Raw genomic sequence first — 16,093 nt, forward strand, 5'->3', positions numbered from 1 at the left:
TCAGGTCTCCGATACGTACGTGACAAATGCGCTCCACGCCCCGCACGCGAAGGTCAGCTGCGGGCCCCGCACATCCTTGGAATCCCGCACACGGACCGCGTCGGGGTCCGTCGCGACCTCGACGCAGTCGGGCCCGTCATCCGTGCTGTAGCTGCTCTTTATCCACTCCGACTTGAGCGTCACGTCTCTCCCCGCGCTTTCTCGATGAAGGCCAGCGATTCTTGGGGCGTGAGCGCCTGCGCCCGGATGGCCCCGTACCGGACGCCGAGGATCTGAGCCTCTTTGGGGTCGGCAATCACACGGCTGGTGAGCTGCACCTCCGTGTGCCCGACCGAGGTGCCGTCGTTGAGCCTGAGCAACAGGAAGGAACCGCCTAGTCCGGAGTTCTCCTCACATTTCAGAGGCAGCACCTGGAGATCCACATTCCGCAACCGTCCAAGCTCCAACAGACGTTCGAGCTGCTCACGCATCACCATTCTGCCCCCGATAGGGCGGCGCAGCGTCGACTCGCACTGCACGAAACTGAAGACGGGGCGGGCGGTGGCGCCGTCGAAGATCCCCTGGCGGGCCATGCGGGCCGTCAACCGCCGCTCCAGTTCCTCGTCGGCGAAGGGGGGCCTTCGACCACCGAACACTGCCCGCGCGTACCCCTCCGTCTGCAGGAGTCCGTGGATCACCGAGTTGTTGTACGCGCACAGCTCGACCGCCTGCGCCTCCAGCTTCGCCAGATCGCGGACCTTCTTCGGGTAGCGGGCCTGTTCCACGTCCCGCTTCATCGAGGCGATCTTGCCGTGCGCACCCAGCACCTCGTCCGCGCGGTCCAGGTACTCCGCTCTGGGGATGCGCTTGCCCGCCTCGACCTTGTAGACGAGGTTCTCGCTGTACCCGATCGCCTCCCCGAACTCGGCCGTGCGCAGACCGGCCGCCTCGCGCCAGGCCTTCAGCTGATGTCCGACGACTTCCAGTGCCGCCCCGGAGTCGTCCTCCAGGTCCGGTTCCCAGTCCATTCCCGCCCCCTCCACAGCGCGCGCCCCTCATCAACGGCGCGCACATGCCGACCGTCACGCTGTACGGACCGGACACTTCCTGGGCAGGCCGGGACAGTAACCGTGCGTACACGCGGTGCCTCTGTTCAGAGTACGCACACGCCGTCACGCTGAGTGACGTGAATGAGGAAATCGACGCCCGCTTCTTCCGCCTCTTCCGCGTGCAGCTGTCGGCCACCCGGCGCGGTGCGCGGCTCGCGCGGCTGCTGGCGGCCGAGCACATCCGGGCCTGGGGCCTCCCTACGCTGCTCGACGCCGCCGAGCACGTCATCGCCGAACTCGCCGCGAACGCGGCCTCGCACGGGCGCGTGCCGGGGCGGGACTTCCGGCTCCGCGTCGCCGCGGGGCCGGGCACGCTCCGTATCGAGGTGACCGATGCGCGCGGGGAGCGGGCCCCGGTCCGGCAGCCGCCGGGACGAGGGGAGTCAGGGCGCGGGCTGGTGCTCGTCGACGCGCTCGCGGACCGGTGGGGGACCGTGTACGGGCCGGCGCCCTGCAAGACGGTGTGGGCGGAGTTCGACCTGCCACCGTGCGCGGGTACCGACGAACACGGCCCGGCACGCCCCGTGTGAGGCGTGCCGGGCCGGTCGTCGTGCCGGTCGTGCGTCAGGCCACCGTGTCGTGCGCCAGGTCGATGTCGAAGCCGGTACGGCCGCCGTCCTCCAGCCGCAGCGACGCGACGGCCGGTGCGTATCCGCTGGCGATCACGGTGTACTGGCCGCCGTCGAGGTCGGTGAAGGCGTACGCGCCGTCGTCACCGGTGATGACGGAGCCCACCGTGTTGCCCGCCGGGTCCAGCAGGGTCACCCGGGCGTCGGCGAGCGGGTCGCCCTTCCGCGTCCGTACGGTGCCGCAGATCCGGGCGCACGGCGCGAGCCGCGCCTCGTACCGGTTGGCCTCGCCGGAACCGACCTCGGCCTGGAGCGCCGCCGGGCGGTGCCCCGCCGCACTGACGGCCAGCGTGTAGCTGCCCGGGACCAGGTCGCCGAAGACGAAGCCGCCGTCCTCACCGGCCACGGCCGAGGCCACCACGTCGCCGCGCAGGTCCGTGGCCACGACCAGCGCGCCCGGTACCGGAGCCACGCCCTGGCTGTCGCGTACCTGGCCGGTCAGCCCGGCCGCGCCCTTCAGGGCCAGGTCGTACTGGACCGGCTCGTCCCCGACCACCACGGTCGCCGCCTGCGGCTGGCGCGTGCCGGAGGACGCGATGAGCACGTATGTCCCGGCTCCCGGCGCGGCGAGGGCGTAGCTGCCGTCCCGCGCGGTACGGGCGTGGCCGAGCTGGCGGCCGCCGATGTCGATCAGGGTCACCGCGGCGCCGGCCAGCGGGTCGCCCTGGCCGTCCCGCACCTGTCCGCCGATGCCGGGGCCCGTGAGGGCTTCGGCGGAGGCCGGGAGCGCGGTACCGGCCGCCGGCGGCGCCGCTTCGGGCACGGTCGCCGTAGCGGCTGCGGGGGCCGCGGGGTCCGCGGCGGCAGCCGCATCGGTACCGGCTTCCGCGACGGCGGTCGTTCCGGTACCGGCGGCCGCGTCGGCGCCGTCCGTACCGCCCGCCTCCTCCGAGGCGCGTGCCTGGAGGCCGGAGACCTGGCGCAGCGGCACCTCCTTGACGAAGAGGACCAGCACGAACGCCACCGCGATGATGATCGCGCCCAGCAGGAACACGCCGTGCATCGAGTCGGTGAAGCCGCGCTGGAAGGGCTCGGCCAGCCGCGGGTCCAGCTGCTGGATGAAGGAGGAGTCGTTCAGGACCGAGGACGAGCCGCCGCCCTTGTTCTGGAGCATGTCCAGCACCGGCTTGCTGGCGGGGTCGTGCAGTACCGACGGGTCGTGCAGGGCCGCCTGGAACCGGTCCGTGGCGGCCGCGTCCCGGAACGCCGAGCCGATCTTGTCCCCGACCGTGCTGAACAGCAGCGAGAGGAAGATCGCGGTACCGGCGGTGGCGCCCATCTGCCGGAAGAAGGTGGACGAGGCGGTCGCCACGCCCATGTCGCCCGGCGGCACCGCGTTCTGCACCGCGAGGACGAGGGTCTGCATGCAGGAGCCGAGGCCCAGGCCGAAGACGACCATGTAGACCATGGTCTGCCACAGCGGGGTGTCCCACTGGACCCGGAAGTGGAAGAGCAGCAGCGCCGCCACCATCAGGGCCGTGCCGATGATCGGGAAGATCTTGTACTTGCCGGTCTTGGAGGTGATCTGGCCGGTGACGATGGAGGCGATCATCATGCCCGCCATCAGCGGCAGCATCTCCAGGCCGGACTTCGTGGGGCTGGAGCCCTTCACGATCTGGAGGTACTGCGGGATCATCATCATCCCGCCGAACATGCCCATGCCGATGAACACGGACAGCAGGCTGGTCTTGCTGAAGGTGCCGTTGCGGAAGAGCCGCATCGGGATCAGCGCGTCGTCGCCGATCCGCCGCTCGACGAAGATCCAGGCGATGATGCCCAGCGCGCCGATGACGTAGCAGGTGACGGAGGTGGCCGAGCCCCAGCCCCACTCGCGGCCCTGTTCGGCGACGAGCAGCAGCGGGACCACGCCGATGGCGATGGTGAGCGCGCCCCACCAGTCGATGCGCCGGTCGCGGCGGGTGTGCGGGATGTTCAGCACCTTGGCGACCACGAAGAGCGCAATGATGCCGACCGGCACGTTGACCAGGAAGACCCAGCGCCAGCCGGTGATGCCCAGCAGGGTGGCCTGGCCGGCCAGCGCGCCGCCGATGAGCGGTCCGGCCACGCTGGAGGTGGCGAACGTACCGAGCATGTAGCCCTGGTACCGGGCGCGCTCGCGCGGCGGAACGATGTCACCGATGATCGCCAGGGCCAGCGACATCAGGCCACCGGCGCCGAGACCCTGTACCGCACGGAAGACGGCCAGTTCGGTCATCGAGGTGGAGAAGGTGCACAGCACCGAGCCCACGACGAAGATGCTGATCGCCGCCAGGTAGTACGGCTTCCGCCCGTGCAGGTCGGAGAGCTTGCCGTACAGCGGTGTGGCGATCGTCGAGGTGATCAGGTAGGCGGTGGTCGCCCAGGCCTGCTGGCTGAGGCCGTGCAGATCGTCGGCGATGGTCCGGATGGAGGTGCTGACGATGGTCTGGTCGAGCGCGGCCAGGAACATGCCCAGCATCAGGCCGCTGAGAATGGTCAGGATCTGCCGGTGACTGAGGACTCCTGCCCCGGCTTTCGGCGCCGCCCCGGCTATGTCGGGGGATGTCGTGGTGCTCACGCTGCTGCGTCTTTCTCCTTCACGGCGGTGTCCCGGCTTTCCGGGGAAGAATGCGGGGAAGGGGCGTGCCGCGCCTCTTCCAGGTCGTCGTTGAGGCGGCCCATCAGCCGGACCAGGTGCGCGCGGTCCTCCTCGGGCCACGGCTCCAGTACCGCGGCCAGCTTGCTGTCGCGCTGCCGCCGGTACTCCTCGAAGGCCACGTGCCCGGCGCCGGTGGCGCGCAGCAGCGTGCCCCTGCGGTCCTCCGGGTCCGGGTAGCGCTCGACGAGTCCCCGTTCCACCAGCGAGCGCACCTGCCGGCTCACGGTCGAGAGGTCGAGCAGCGCGTCGGCGGCCAGGTCGGTGGCCCGCCGGTCCCCGTGGTTCACCAGCTTGGCGAGCAGTACGCGGTCCGCGGCGCCGGCGTCCGTCTTGGCACTCCGCCGCCACGCGGTGACGAGCCGTCCGAAACGCACGATCTCCGAGCCGAGTCCGGCCGCCGCCGCGTCCAGCCGCGCTGCGGCGGCCTCCGTGGCGTCGGCTTCCTCCCGGGCATGGACGGCGTCGCCCATCGCCCCTCCCCCTGTCAGTTGCTTGTAGCTACCAATGGAGTCTCACCGATGTTGCTTGTATTCAGCAAGTCGACCGGAGCGCGCCGCCGACCGCTCAACCGGGCCCGCTCACCAGGAAACCGGGACGGGGTTTTCCTTTTCTCCAGAACCTCCAAAGGAATCCCCGGGAAAGCCCCCGCCGAGAGTCACGGGCAGGCAAACGGAGGACAAAACGGCGGCATATATGCGCGACCGGGCGACCAATGGCGTGACGTACGTCACGCTGTGGCCGTCAGCGGTCGGGAGCCGCCTCGGCGGGAAGCTCGCCGCCTCAGCAGGTGGCACACCCGGAGTCACCGGCGGCGGCCGACAGCGCTATTGCGGAGGGCGCGTCGACTCCAGTGCGGCTCGGGCATCCATGAGAGCGAAGCCCAGGAGATTGAGTCCCCGCCACTGCGCCGGATCCTGGGCGCGCTCGTCGTCGGCGGTGAGTCCGATACCCCAGACGCGGTCCAAGGGGCTCGCTTCCACCAGTACGCGATTCAAGGTGCCGAGCAGGAATTCGCGTAGCCGCGGATTCTGTTCGAACTTGGCGACCCCGGCACGAACCACGATGCCGTAGCGGGCAGCACACCACACATCCTCGTCGAAGCCGGCAACCTGTCGGCCGAGCGCTTTGGCCTCACCGGGATGTCGCGAACTCAGGATCTTGGCAACGCCGGCCTCGTCGCCGAAAAGGCGTGCCTTCTCGGCCATCATGTAATGCTCGGCGGTGGGGTAGGAGATTCCGTCGACAACAAAGCGACTCGGCCACCATTGACTGAGGCAACTGGCGTCGATCTCACCACCCCTGGTGGGACGATGCCCCCAGAAGAACAGGTACTTGACCCGTTCGCCGCGCTGCTGCCTCTGCAGCAGCGCGGCGATCTTCCCCGAGTGACCAGGAGATGTCTCCCTGGCCCTTCCGTTCGACGCTGCGCTGTCCATGCGGTGCTCTCACTCGGCGCCGCGAGCTCTGATCAGGGCATCGATCTGCTCCGACATCCGAGCGTTCTCGCCGTCGTCCAGCCAATAGGGCGCCGCTACCGTAGCGACCCAGTTCGCGCGCTCCTCGTCGCGGAGTGACGACCAACCGGGGTGCCGTGTGGCGTACTCCGCCACATACCGCCAGCGGTCACTCCGGGCCGAGAGCCGGTACGTGGCACGCCAGGCGTCTGCTTTCCCCTGCTGTCCCGCCTCGACGTAACCCTGGACGATCGACTCGAGCAATGACGTGAGAGCCTCGGCGAACCGGGGGCTGCCGACGAACGGATCAGCTTCCTCGGGGGCCTCGAATTTGAAGAGCACCGATGCCCGAAGGAGGGCTTCGGCCGAGCCGCTGTCTCTCAGATCGACATTAAACACTAAAAGGGATTTCTTCCGCGGTAGAGGATGGCGTCTTCTGGGACTTTCAATCCGCCTCGATGGATGAACTCGTTGGGCTGCTCGCCCGGGACAAATTCCGCTCCCTCGGGCTTCCGGAAGGCGATCAAGTAGTCGCCTTTTCCTTGATAAGCGGGGTTCCCGATGAAGATGTTCTGCTCCACCTCGGCAGGGCTGAGCATGTCCTGCGTGGCGAACAACTTACCCTGCCGGTTCGCCACGAACCGAGCACCTTCGCCACTCGTGATTGCGTCGAAACCGCCGCGGTCAGTGTAGTGGAAGTAGGTGTTCTCATCCATCCGGTCCAGGAGTTCATCCGTGCAGGGCGAAAGCCCGAGCGGATCGCTCCAGATATGCGGGTTCGTGACATAGGTGACCGGGTTGGGTGAAGGGGCGAGCCCCAGTGGGTCCGGAGTGAGGTACCGGGCGGTTTCCGGGTCGTAGGTACGGAAGCAGTTGTCATGGAGTCCCGTCTCCGGATCGAAGTACTGCCCAGGGAAGCGGAGTGGGGTGTAGGCGGTGGCACCACGCTTCCAGACGGTGGTGCCCCAAAGGGTGGTACGTGCGCGCCACGCGCTGCGGCCGTGTTCGTCGAACAGTTCCGTCGGCGTACCGACCAGATCGCTGACGATGGTGTAGAAGCGCTCGTCGACTTCTTGCTGCGAAGCATCGGCCGCAGGGGTGTCCCAGGAGGTTTTGCGCTCGGTCTGGGTGAGCGGCCGAAGCCCGTCGTGGTCCCACGTGAGCGTCACCGTATGCGGGGCTGCCGCCATGCTCGTTGTCTGCTCGCAGAGGGTGGCGCCGTCCCAGGCGAAGTCGATCTGCTCCGCGACTTCCTCGGGGGCGTCCGCAGCCAACCGCTTTTTCGCGATGCGCCGTCCCAAGGGGTCATAGAGGTATCGCCAGTGGGTGCCGTCGGGTGTCACCACCGAGACGAGCCGGCTTTCCGCGTCCCATTCGTAGCGCCATGTGTCCGGCTTGCGGGACAGACGGGTCTTCTGGCGCTGGGTGATACGGCCTGCTGCGTCGTGTTCGTAGCGGACGTTGCCTGCGGTGGTGATGCGGGTGCCGGTGTAGGTGCGGGTGCCTGTTGCCTCTTGGCCCGGCATGCGGGCCGGCCAGGAGGCGTCTGTCTGGTTGCCTGCCTCGTCGTAGGCGTAGGTTTCCGCCCAGCCTGCTGCGTGGACAGCTGTGACGCGGCCTGTCACGTCGAGGTCGAAGCGGCGGGTGTGGTCGAGGTGGTCCTCGATGGCGGTGAGGTTGCCGTCCGCGCGGTAGGTGTATGCGCGATGCCGGATGCGGGTGTTGTCCGGGCCTGTCAGTTCCTGTTCCGACAGGCGGCCCACGGCGTCGTACGCCTGGGTCAGTGCCAGGACCTCACCGACCGCGCGGGTCAGTTCCCGGCCCGCCTCGTCGTGGGTGAATGCCAGTGTCCGCCCCGAGGCCACCAGCTTTGTGCGGTTGCCTGCCGCATCGTACGTCCAAGTGCTCGTCGCGCCCGACGGTGTCGTACGGCCTGTACGGCGTCCCAGTTCGTCGTAGGTGTAGGTCAGTCTGCGGCCGTTGACCGTTTCCGCCGTCACCCGGCCCGCCGCGTCCCGCTCCAGGGTCAGCGTCGCGTCCGGGCCCACCGCCTCCGCCAGGCCGCCCGACGCGTCATACATGTACCGCGTGAGCGCACCCGCCGCGTCCTTCGTCACCGTGCGGCCGAGGACGTCTCGCTCGAAGCGGATCTCGTCGCCCGCCGCCGTCGTATGCCTCACCAGCCGGCCGGCCGCGTCGTGGGCGTATGTCAGCGTGCGGTCGTCGAAGTCCGTCTCCGCCGTCAGGCGGCCCGCCGGGTCGTAGTCGTAACTCCAGGTCAGTCCCTGTGGGTCGGTGACTCTGCGGAGCTGTAGTTCGGTGTCGTGTTCGAATGCGTAGCGGACGCCGTCCGGCCCCGTGCGGGCCGCGAGCAGGTCGAAGTGCGTGTATTCGTATGTCGAGGTCGCACCCAATTGGTTCGTGTACGAGGTGCAGTTTCCCTCGCCGTCGTACGACCAGGACTCCGTCGTGCCGTCGGCCGCCGTGCGCCGCGCCAGCTTGCCCTCGACCGTCCACTCCAGGTGTGTGGTCGCACCCAGCGGGTCCGTGATGGTGACAGGCCTGCCGAAGACGTCCCGCTCGTTGCGGGTCGCCGCGCCCAGCGGGTCCGTGACTTCCAGCGGCAGGCCGGCCGCGTTGCAGCACACCTCGGTGGTGTGCCCAAGGGAGTCCGTGGCGGTGGCCACCGCTCCGGTGGGGTGGTGGGTGAAGCGGGTGATCGCACCGTCCGGGGCGGTCACCGAGGTGCGGTTGCCGCGGTCGTCGTAGGCGTGCTCCCAGACCGCACCGCCGGGGGCGACGGCGCGCGTGAGCTGATGGAGGCCGTTGTAGGTGGCCTCGGTGATGCTGCCGTCGGCGCGGGTGACGCGCGTGATGTTGCCGGCCGCATCGTAGGCGTGGCTGGTCGTGTTGCCGAGGGGATCGGTCTGCGACAGCAGCCGGTCGTACTCGTCCCATTCCCGCCGCACGACGTGCCCGAGTGGATCGGTCTCCGCCACGAGCTGCAGCCGGTCGTTGTACTCGTAGGTGGTCACCTGGCCCAGAGAATCCACGTATCGCGTGGTGTTGTTCTCGGTGTCGTACATCACCGCGCAGTTCAGGGTGGAGCCGGCTCCCTCACCTCGCACGACGCGATCGTCGGCGTCATAGGTGAACCGGTACCAGGCGCCGATTCGGTCGGTCCAGGACGTGATGCGCGCGTGCTCGTCGTAGGTGAGCTGGAGCGGCCGGCCGGAGGAGTTGTAGATCTCATCGAGGTTGCCGTCGTTGTCGTAGGCGTAACGCAGCAACCGAGTGCCGTCGGATCCGTCGTCCGGATTCAGCAGGCGCAGGCCGGTGATCCGGTCGTCGGCGGTGTCGACGGCGATGTGGTAGCCGCCGGTGTGCCGGAGCGCGGCCGGCATGCCGGCGTCGTCGTACTCGAAGGTGATCTCATTACCGTTCCGGTCGGCGATCGACCGGAGGAACAGCGTCACCTGCTCCGGAGCATCGGCGCGGTCCGCCCTTCCGGGTATCTCCGGGGGCGGCGCGAAGCGGCGGGTGAGGCCGGAGCGCGGATCGGAGATCGTGATCGAGCCGTTGGCCGTTCCCTCCCATTCCAGCGGCCAGCGCGGACCTGCCACGGGCATGACGGGCCGGCCGGCCTCAGGGACGGGGTAGGCCAGGAGCATCCCGTCCTCGGTGGCGAACACGACGCCTTCGGAGTCGAATTCCAGGCGCTGGTCGAGCGTGGAGGCCCAGGATTCGCCGAAACAGCGTCCCCAGCGGTATGTGGAAAGGTGAGTGCGCCGCAGAACGAGGGTCAGCACGCCCGGCAGTACGACGTCGGTCTGCTCCATCAGCATTTCGCCGGAGACCATGTCGATCGGGTCACCGTTCTTGCAGCGGGCCTTGGTCGGCTTGGCCTTTTTCAGCAGGTCCTTGCCCGAGCGCAGGGCGCTGCGCAGCCCGCCGGCGCGCAGGCCTTTCGCCGCGGCCTTGAGGCCTTTGGCCGCTCCGGCGAGAGTGGTGATTCCCTTGGCGCCGGGAATGCAGTCCAGAGCGGCCAGGCCGACGTCGAAGAGACTGCATTTGCCGCTCTTGTATTTCATGAGGGTGTCGGCGAGCACGACCAGTGCCGCGACGACCACGATGGCGGCGAGGATCGGGCCACCGATGACCATGGCGACGATGCCGACGACGGTGACGACGACCTTGCAGACGGAGACGATCGCGTCCCAGTTGTCGGTGACAAAGTTGACGGCCTCCTCCCACCAGTGGCGGTTCTGGATGCCGGCGTCGGAGGCTTCGTCCAATGCGTCCTTGCAGACCCGGGCGGCCTCCTCGCGCAGCTCCTTGGCCTCGGCAGCCATCGCCTTCGCAGCGTCCAGGGCCGACTGTGCGGTGTCGACCGCGCCCTGGGCGTCACCACGGGCGGAGTTGGCCTGCTGGGCGTTGCGGGTCGCGGCACGCACCTTGGACTCGTCCGGGGCCTCCGGGCCCTTGGCCTTGTCGTAGGCGTCGGTCTTGGCGGTGGCGGTCTTGACCCAGTCGGTGGCGGAGTCCAGCCGCCCCTGGGCGGCGGTCAGGTCGGAGCGGGCCTCGCGGCCCTTCTTCAGGGCGCGGTCGGCCAGGGACTGGGCACGTTCGAGCTTCGGCCAGTAGGCGGCGAGGGCATCGCCCGCCATGTCGTAGGAGGTCCTGAGTTTCCTCAGGTTCCCCGGGACGCCGTCGAACTCCTCCTTGAACTTCTTCGCGGAGCGGCCGGACCACTTCAGGACCGCGTCCTCCGACGCCATGTCGGTGATCTGCCGCAGCGCGGTACCGACGTCCTCGGCGAACTCGTGCAGCTCGCGGGCGAGGTTGCGCACCCGCTCCGGATCACCGGGCGTCGGGTCTCCCTCCAGGTCCAGCACATGCCAGTCCGTCGGCCGATGGCCCACGTCAACGCCCCCGTAACACACTCAACGTCAGTCAACGTGATCTTGAGGGGCAACCCTAACGCCCGGCACTGACACGGGTGACGGGCGGTACGCCGATCCATGCGCAGACAAGCTGGTCAGCGCGGCGCGGGACGGCTGGGGGCGCGGCGGAGTGGTCACGTGAAGCGGAAGGTGGAGGTGATGGCGTCGAACATGTCGAAGAACGAGTCCGCCAGGTCCAGCACCTGGCTGCTGCCGGACACCAGTGCCACCGTGCCGTGCTGGTCGGGGACGGGGATGAAGGTCTGCATCAGCACCGCCCGTACGGTGCGCTCGTCACCGGGGACGGCGATGTCCTCGATCCCGTAGGTCCGCGCCACGGTGCCCACCTGCGGGATCTCGACGGTCGTGACCTCGCGCCAGGCATCGCCGTCGCGTTTCGCCTGCCGGGGGCTGATCTGCTGGGCGATGAGCTGGGGATCGGTGGGCAGGATCTCGCCGTCGTCGGTCTGAGCGCCGATGACCGACACGGTCACCGAAGCGGTGACGGGCGCCTCGCCGCCGAAGGACTGCGCCATGCAGCCGCAGTACAACGCGCCGGACTGCCAGGCGTCGCGGGCGGCCTTCTGGAGGAACGAGGTGAAGGCGTCTCGATGCCCGGCCAACTCCGGGTACTGCCGTACGCGTTCGTTGACCAGCTGGCGGATGTTGTCGTCACGCGAGGCGGGTCGGATGTCGAACTCCCACCACGACTTCGGCACCTTGATATGAAATCCGCTGCGCTCGACGGTCTGTGCTTCGCTTGTACGGCTCACCGTTCACTCCCCTCCCCTGGCCCGATCTTGTCGCCGGGGCGGTCGCCCACCTTACGGCCGGGCTGGACCGCGGTGGTGGGGTGGTGGGTGCATGCGCATACGCTGGCTGCTCACGTGACCTGGTGATGGCGTTGCTACAGGGGAGGTTCCGGGTGAGCGGTGACGAGGGGCGGCTGGCGATACCGCTGAGCGAGCTCGAAGGCTTCGGGAGCCGGCTGCGGTCCATCAAGGGCCGGATGAACGGCACCAAGAAGATGTTCGAGAACTACGCGGACGACATCGGCGACGACGGCGTCGTGGAGAAGATGGAGAGCTTCGAGTCGAACTGGGAGGACGGGCGCGGCGACATCGACAAGCAGCTGTCCGGACTGGCGGACATGGCCGACACGGTGTACCGCGAAGCGATCAAGGCCGACCTGGACCTCGCGAAGCAACTGGAGAAAGGGACCAAGGGGTGATCTTCCCGAATCCGACGCGGACGCGCTTCGGGAGAGGAGACCGGGCGCTCCGTCCGCGACCAGGACGAGGCAGGCTGTTCCTCCGTGCCGGTGATGTGCCCTTTTTCACGGCGCATTGATTGCACCGCTGGACGGGCACCGTTCCCTGCGCCCCACGCGCGACAACTAAGAAGTTGATAGTGCCCGGAGCCGGACTTGAACCGGCACGGCCCGAAGGCCAGCGAGGTTTAAGCTCGCCGTGTCTGCATTCCACCATCCGGGCCCGAAAACCCCCCCACGCCGCCACGAAGACGGCACCACGAGCCTAGCCCGCGACACCACTCGAACAGCGGCGGGATGGCCTGAGGTTGTCTTATTTTATTGGCAACTGAGGGCGCATCAGCACGTGGTACTCGCCTTCGGCACATGCCCAGGGCCGAACCGCCCCGCTCACGCACCACCGGCACGGCTCCCCCCGGATTGACGGAAACTCGCTGTCCTCCACCCCGCGTACCGCAGTCTTCCCGTTCCCCCGCCGCCACGTCAGCGACTCAGGGTCGCCCTCATCCCCAAGGAGGACCCACGGCTTCCCGGGTCCGACCGCAGGCCCCCTGAGAGACCGGAGCACGGGCTGACGCCCGGCACGATCCGCTCCCGGACGATGGAATCCGACCGTTCACACGGCCCCTACGTCCCGACAGGAGCACCAACCCGTGACCACCACCCACTCCGGCGTTCCCACCGCCACCCGCGCCACCGCGGTGGCCGCTCGCGCCACGGATCTCACCAAGGTCTACGGACAGGGCGAGACCCAGGTGGTCGCCCTGGACGGCGTGAGCGTCGAGTTCCGGCAGGCCGAGTTCACCGCGATCATGGGCCCCTCGGGCTCCGGCAAGTCCACGCTGATGCACTGCATGGCCGGCCTGGACACCGTCTCCCGCGGTTCGGCGCGGATCGGCGACACCGAGCTGACCGGCCTGAAGGACAAGAAGCTCACCCAGCTCCGCCGGGACAAGATCGGCTTCATCTTCCAGGCGTTCAACCTGCTGCCCACGCTCAGCGCGCTGGAGAACATCACGCTGCCGATGGACATCGCGGGCCGCAAGCCCGACAAGCAGTGGCTGGACCGGGTCGTGGAGACCGTCGGCCTCTCCGGGCGGCTCAAGCACCGCCCGAGCGAGCTCTCCGGCGGCCAGCAGCAGCGCGTGGCGGTGGCCCGCGCGCTGGCCTCCAAGCCCGAGATCATCTTCGCGGACGAGCCCACCGGCAATCTCGACTCGCGCTCCGGCGCCGAGGTCCTGGGCTTCCTGCGGAACTCCGTGCGTGAGCTCGGCCAGACCGTGGTGATGGTCACCCACGACCCGGTGGCCGCCTCGTACGCGGACCGCGTGGTCTTCCTGGCCGACGGCCGGATAGTCGACGACATGACCGCCCCTACCGCCGAGAAGGTGCTGGAGCGCATGAAGGGCTTCGACGCCAAGGGCCGTACGAGCTGATCAGCGCGTACGTGTCCCGCCCAGCCGCCCCGCCCTCCGGACCTCACCTTCAGGACTGACCCACTCATGTTCCGTACCGCCTTGCGCAACGTCCTCGCGCACAAGGCCCGGTTGCTGATGACCGCGCTCGCCGTGCTGCTCGGCGTCGCCTTCGTCTCCGGCACCCTGGTCTTCACCTCGACCGTCTCCGACGCCTTCCAGCACTCCTCGCAGAAGGGCTTCGACGACGTCGACGTCGCCGTCGAGCCCGACCGGGCCCCCGGCCCCGCCGACAAGCCCGGCACGGCCGACCGGCTGAGCCAGGACCTCCTGGACAAGGCCGCCGCCGTGCCCGGCGCCGCGCGCGCCACCGGTGACGTCACCGGCTTCGCCGCCGTCGCCGGCAAGGACGGCAAGCTCCTCGGCAACGGCTTCAGCAGCCAGGGCCGCAACTACTACCCGGGCAAGGACGGCCAGGACAGCCGCTACCCGATGCGCGACGGCCTGGCGCCGCGGAAGGCGGGCGAGATCGCGCTGGACGCGAAGACCGCCGACCGGGCCGGCTTCCATGTCGGCGACACCGTACGGCTCTCCGTCGACGGCCCCGTCCGCAAGGAGAAGCTCACCGGCATCTTCACCACCGACGACGGCAACGCCGCGGCCGGTGGCAGCCTCACCCTCTTCGACACCGCCACCGCGCAGAAGCTGTACGCCGCGCCCGGCCAGTTCGACCAGATCTACGTGAAGGCCGCGCCCGGCACGTCCCAGGCGCAGCTGAAGGACCGCATCGACGCCATCCTCCCCGCGCACACCGCCAGGACCACGACCGGCAAGGAACTCGCCGACGACCAGGCGAAGATGATCGCCGACAGCATGAGCTCCATGAAGACCGGCATGCTGGTCTTCGCCGGGATCGCGCTCTTCGTCGGCATCTTCCTCATCGCCAACACCTTCACCATGCTGGTCGCCCAGCGCACCAAGGAACTGGCGCTGCTGCGCGCGGTCGGCGCGAGCCGCCGCCAGGTGACCCGCTCGGTCCTCATCGAGGCGTTCCTGGTCGGCACGGTCGCCGCGGTCGCGGGCCTCGCCGCCGGTGTCGGCATCGGTGCCGCGCTGCGCTCCCTGATGGGCGCCACCGGCGAGAGCATGCCCGACGGCCCGCTGGTCGTCTCCCCCGGCACCGTCCTGGTGTCCCTCGTCGTCGGCATCTTCGTGACCATGCTGGCCGCCTGGCTGCCCGGCCGCCGCGCCGCGAAGATCCCGCCGGTGGCCGCCATGAACAGCGTGCACGCCACCGCCACCACCAAGTCCCTGGTGCTGCGGAACACCATCGGCACGCTCGTCGCCGCGGCCGGCGCGGCCCTCGTCGTCGTGGCCACCGGCATGGGCGAGAGCGGCAAGGCTCCCATGGGCGGCGGCGCCGCGCTGCTGCTGATCGGCGTCTTCATCCTGACGCCGCTGCTGTCCCGCCCGCTGATCGCCGCGGCAGCCCCGGTCCTGCGCGCCTTCGGCATCTCCGGCAAGCTGGCCCGGCAGAACGCGGTACGCAACCCGCGCCGCACCGCCACCACGGCCTCCGCGCTGATGATCGGCCTCACCCTGATCACCGGCCTGACCGTGATCGCGGGCAGCGTCCAGAAGGGCATCGACAAGATGGCCACCGACTCGCTGAAGGCGGACTACGTCGTCAGCATGGTCAACCACGGCCCGCTCTCCCCCGACGTGGCCGCCGAGCTCGCCGACGACCCGAAGGTCACGGCGTCCAGCCCGCTGCGCGACGCCCCCGTCCGCATCGACGGCGACTTCGCTTCCCTCACCGGCGTCAACGGCAAGGCCATCGGCGAGCTGACCCAGCTGGACTTCGAGGAAGGCTCCCTCGCCGGGTTCGGCGGCGGCAAGGCCGTCGTCGACAGCGACACGGCGAAGGAGCACGGCTGGCACACCGGCTCGACGTTCACCACGACGTACGAGGACGGCGAGCGCGGCCGGCTCACGGTCGCCGGGGTCTACGAGGGCACCGACGTGATCCGCGGGATCATGCTCGACATGGCGACGCTCGCCCCGCACCAGAACGCGGCGACCGACAGGCAGGTCCTGGTCAAGACGGCGGGCGGCCCGTCCGAGGCCACCCAGGACGCGCTGGCCAGGACGCTCGGGAACAACCCGGCCGTCGCGGTGCAGGACAAGCAGGACGTCTCCGACGGCATCGCCCAGCAGATCAACCTGATGCTGAACGTCCTGTACGGCCTGCTCGCCATGGCGGTGATCGTCGCGGTGCTCGGCGTGGTCAACACCCTCGCGATGTCGGTGTTCGAACGCTCCCAGGAGATCGGCATGCTGCGCGCGATCGGCCTGGACCGGCGCGGCATCAAGCGGATGGTCCGCCTGGAGTCCCTGGTCATCTCGCTCTTCGGCGGGGTGCTGGGCATCGGCCTCGGCGTCTTCTTCGGCTGGGCCGGCGGCAAGCTCGTCGCGGACAGCCTGGGCACGTACGAGATGGTGCTGCCCTGGGGCCGGATGGGGCTCTTCCTGGCGATGGCCGCGCTGGTCGGCGTACTGGCCGCGCTCTGGCCGGCCCGCCGCGCCGCCCGGCTGAACATGCTGGCCGCGATCAAGGCGGAGTGAGCCCGCGCGCCTGAGCACGACGGGAGCCCCG

Annotated in this window: 12 protein-coding genes and 1 tRNA gene; 4 read left to right on the plus strand and 9 right to left on the minus strand. The window is 69.2% G+C overall.

What is annotated here, in order from left to right:
* Entirely contained in the window at positions 1-183 is a 183-nt protein-coding gene (locus AAC944_RS15570) for a DUF397 domain-containing protein (RefSeq protein ID WP_030617492.1), read from the minus strand.
* The gene (locus AAC944_RS15575) at positions 180-1,007 is read right to left on the minus strand and encodes a helix-turn-helix domain-containing protein (protein WP_030617491.1); all 828 of its coding nucleotides are present in this window, start codon (positions 1,005-1,007) and stop codon (positions 180-182) included. Before AAC944_RS15575 ends, AAC944_RS15570 begins: the two co-directional genes overlap by 4 nt.
* 158 nt (positions 1,008-1,165) lie before the next feature.
* Here AAC944_RS15575 and AAC944_RS15580 point away from each other — a divergent pair, with 158 nt between their 5' ends.
* Positions 1,166-1,618, plus strand: a complete 453-nt coding sequence (locus tag AAC944_RS15580; RefSeq protein WP_051871945.1) for an ATP-binding protein — start codon at positions 1,166-1,168, stop codon at positions 1,616-1,618.
* A 34-nt stretch (positions 1,619-1,652) separates the two neighbouring features.
* Here the strand turns inward: AAC944_RS15580 and AAC944_RS15585 are convergent, their stop codons facing one another.
* From AAC944_RS15585 to AAC944_RS15610, 6 genes are all read right to left on the minus strand, one after another.
* On the minus strand, positions 1,653-4,274 hold the full coding sequence (locus tag AAC944_RS15585) for an MFS transporter (protein WP_030617484.1): 2,622 nt from the start codon (positions 4,272-4,274) through the stop codon (positions 1,653-1,655).
* A complete protein-coding gene (locus AAC944_RS15590) occupies positions 4,271-4,825 on the minus strand; it encodes a MarR family winged helix-turn-helix transcriptional regulator (RefSeq protein WP_063759966.1) in 555 nt (184 codons plus the stop codon). Before AAC944_RS15590 ends, AAC944_RS15585 begins: the two co-directional genes overlap by 4 nt.
* A 354-nt stretch (positions 4,826-5,179) precedes the next feature.
* Positions 5,180-5,791: a riboflavin biosynthesis intermediates N-glycosidase gene (ybiA, locus tag AAC944_RS15595; protein ID WP_078888667.1), complete on the minus strand. Its 612-nt coding sequence runs from the start codon at positions 5,789-5,791 to the stop codon at positions 5,180-5,182.
* Between the two features lie 9 nt (positions 5,792-5,800).
* Positions 5,801-6,208, minus strand: coding sequence for a hypothetical protein (locus AAC944_RS15600; RefSeq protein ID WP_030617474.1), 408 nt, complete (start codon positions 6,206-6,208; stop codon positions 5,801-5,803).
* Positions 6,208-10,731 carry a DUF6531 domain-containing protein gene (locus tag AAC944_RS15605; protein WP_078888666.1) on the minus strand — a complete coding sequence of 1,508 codons (4,524 nt, stop codon included), beginning with the start codon at positions 10,729-10,731 and terminating at the stop codon, positions 6,208-6,210. The genes AAC944_RS15600 and AAC944_RS15605 overlap by 1 nt, the downstream gene beginning before the upstream one ends.
* A gap of 155 nt (positions 10,732-10,886) precedes the next feature.
* The gene (locus AAC944_RS15610) at positions 10,887-11,525 is read right to left on the minus strand and encodes a hypothetical protein (protein ID WP_030617469.1); all 639 of its coding nucleotides are present in this window, start codon (positions 11,523-11,525) and stop codon (positions 10,887-10,889) included.
* 152 nt (positions 11,526-11,677) lie between these two features.
* On the opposite strand from AAC944_RS15610, the gene AAC944_RS15615 reads away from it, so the two are divergent.
* Complete coding sequence (locus tag AAC944_RS15615) at positions 11,678-11,983, plus strand: hypothetical protein (protein ID WP_030617466.1); 306 nt, start codon at positions 11,678-11,680, stop codon at positions 11,981-11,983.
* 180 nt (positions 11,984-12,163) lie between these two features.
* Here the strand turns inward: AAC944_RS15615 and AAC944_RS15620 are convergent.
* Positions 12,164-12,245, minus strand: a tRNA-Leu gene (locus AAC944_RS15620).
* 430 nt (positions 12,246-12,675) lie between these two features.
* Here AAC944_RS15620 and AAC944_RS15625 point away from each other — a divergent pair.
* On the plus strand, positions 12,676-13,458 hold the full coding sequence (locus tag AAC944_RS15625) for an ABC transporter ATP-binding protein (RefSeq protein WP_030617464.1): 783 nt from the start codon (positions 12,676-12,678) through the stop codon (positions 13,456-13,458).
* 66 nt (positions 13,459-13,524) lie between these two features.
* Positions 13,525-16,062: an ABC transporter permease gene (locus AAC944_RS15630; RefSeq protein ID WP_030617461.1), complete on the plus strand. Its 2,538-nt coding sequence runs from the start codon at positions 13,525-13,527 to the stop codon at positions 16,060-16,062.
* Positions 16,063-16,093 lie beyond the last annotated feature (31 nt).

The organism is Streptomyces sclerotialus (genome assembly GCF_040907265.1).
GTDB classification, from domain to species: domain Bacteria; phylum Actinomycetota; class Actinomycetes; order Streptomycetales; family Streptomycetaceae; genus Streptomyces; species Streptomyces sclerotialus.

What these genes read in the sequence shown, in the direction of transcription:
- AAC944_RS15575 (WP_030617491.1), bottom strand. Translation starts at nt 1,007, where the DNA reads ATGGACTGGGAACCGGACCTGGAGGACGACTCCGGGGCGGCACTGGAA.
- AAC944_RS15590 (WP_063759966.1), bottom strand. Translation starts at nt 4,825, where the DNA reads ATGGGCGACGCCGTCCATGCCCGGGAGGAAGCCGACGCCACGGAGGCC.
- ybiA (WP_078888667.1), bottom strand. Translation starts at nt 5,791, where the DNA reads ATGGACAGCGCAGCGTCGAACGGAAGGGCCAGGGAGACATCTCCTGGT.
- AAC944_RS15630 (WP_030617461.1), top strand. Translation starts at nt 13,525, where the DNA reads ATGTTCCGTACCGCCTTGCGCAACGTCCTCGCGCACAAGGCCCGGTTG.